Annotated in this window: 1 protein-coding gene; it reads left to right on the forward strand. The window is 65.9% G+C overall.

What is annotated here, in order from left to right:
- On the forward strand, positions 1-1,737 hold a 1,737-nt coding region (locus Q4E95_RS13590; RefSeq protein WP_303383801.1), incomplete at its 5' end, for a catalase.
- Positions 1,738-1,740: the final 3 nt, after the last annotated feature.

Consider the following 1,740-nt stretch of genomic DNA (forward strand, 5'->3'; position numbering starts at 1 on the left):
CTGGCCCGTGACACCCGCGGTTTCGCCACCAAGTTCTACACGGACGAGGGCAACTGGGACCTGGTGGGCAACAACATGCCCGTGTTCTTCATCCAGGACGCCATTAAGTTCCCGGACATCGTTCACGCTGGCAAGCCGCACCCGGATCGCGAGATCCCGCAGGCTCAGTCCGCCCACGACACGTTCTGGGATTTCGTGTCCCTCCACACCGAGGCCCAGCACCACACGCTGTGGAACATGTCCGACCGCGGCATCCCGCGCTCCTTCCGCATGATGGAGGGCTTCGGTGTGCACACCTTCCGCCTCATCGCCGAGGGCGGGGAAACCGTGCTGGTGAAGTTCCACTGGAAGCCGCGCTTGGGCGTGCACTCCGTGACCTGGGAAGAAGCTCAGCTCATCAACGGCGCGGACCCCGATTTCCACCGCCGCGATCTGGCTGATGCCATCGAGGCCGGCGCCTTCCCGCAGTGGGAATTGGGCGTGCAGGTGTTCGAGGACAACGATGACCAGACCTTCCAGGGCATCGACCTGCTGGATCCCACCAAGATCGTGCCCGAGGAACTCGTTCCGGTGGAACCGATCGGCCTGATGACGCTGGACAAGAACCCCACGAACTACTTCGCCGAGACCGAACAGATCGCGTTCAACCCGAACAACCTGGTCCCCGGCATCGACGTCACCAACGACCCGCTGCTGCAGGGCCGCTTGTTCTCCTACCTGGACACCCAGATCACCCGTTTGGGCGGCCCCAACTGGAACCAGTTACCCATCAACCGTTCGCACGCCCCGGTCAACGACATGCTGCGCGACGGCATGCACCAGACCGCGGTGCACGGTGGCGTGGCCCCTTACCGTCCCAATTCGCTGGACGGCGGTAACCCGTTCGAGACTCCCGCGGACGCCCGCCCGTTCATTGACTACCCGCAGCCGGTGGCCGCATCCGTCAAGGAACGCAAGCGCCCGCAGTCCTTCGAGGATCACTTCAGCCACCCGCGTCTGTTCTGGCTGTCGCTGTCGGAAGTCGAGCGTGAGCACACCGCGCAGGCCTACGCTTTCGAACTCGGCAAATGCTGGGACGAGAACATTCGCGTGCGCCAGCTCCGTCACCTGGCCTCGATCGATCCGGACCTGGGTCGCAACGTGGCCACGATGCTCGGTCTGCCCGAGCCGGAGCCCACCGAAGCTCCGGCCAAGGACGTGGAGCCCTCCGCCGCGTTCACCCAGGTGGGCAAGACGTGGCCCACCGAGGGCCGCCAGATCGGCATCGTAGTGGGCCAGGACGTTGACGTGGCCGCGCTCAAGAGCCTCATCATTGCCGTGGACGAGGCGGACATGGTGCCGCTGGTCATTGCGCCCACCGGTGGCGAGGTCGGGGGCGGTGTAGTTGCCCAGCGCACCTACCTGACCGCGCGTTCCATCGAGTTCGACGCCGTTCTGGTCGCCTCCAACGCGGCCCCCGGCGACGACGCCCACCACGGTTTGGACGCCAAGGCCGCCGCAGCCGGGCCCGAAGGTCTCGACCCCCGCGTTGCCCTGCTCCTGCAGGAAGTGTGGCGTCAGGCCAAGGCACTGGGCGCTTGGGGCTCCGGCGCCGAGGTGTTGACCACGCTCAAGCTCGATGACAGTGCCGGCGTTGAAACGGGCAGCGATCCCGTGGAGGTCTTCAAGACCATCATGGCGCTGCTCAGCCAGCACCGCGCCTGGGACCGTTTCCCGACCACGGGTCGCTTCGCCTAAGCC

The sequence above is a fragment of the Kocuria sp. genome (assembly GCF_030536815.1).
Lineage (GTDB): Bacteria > Actinomycetota > Actinomycetes > Actinomycetales > Micrococcaceae > Kocuria > Kocuria gwangalliensis.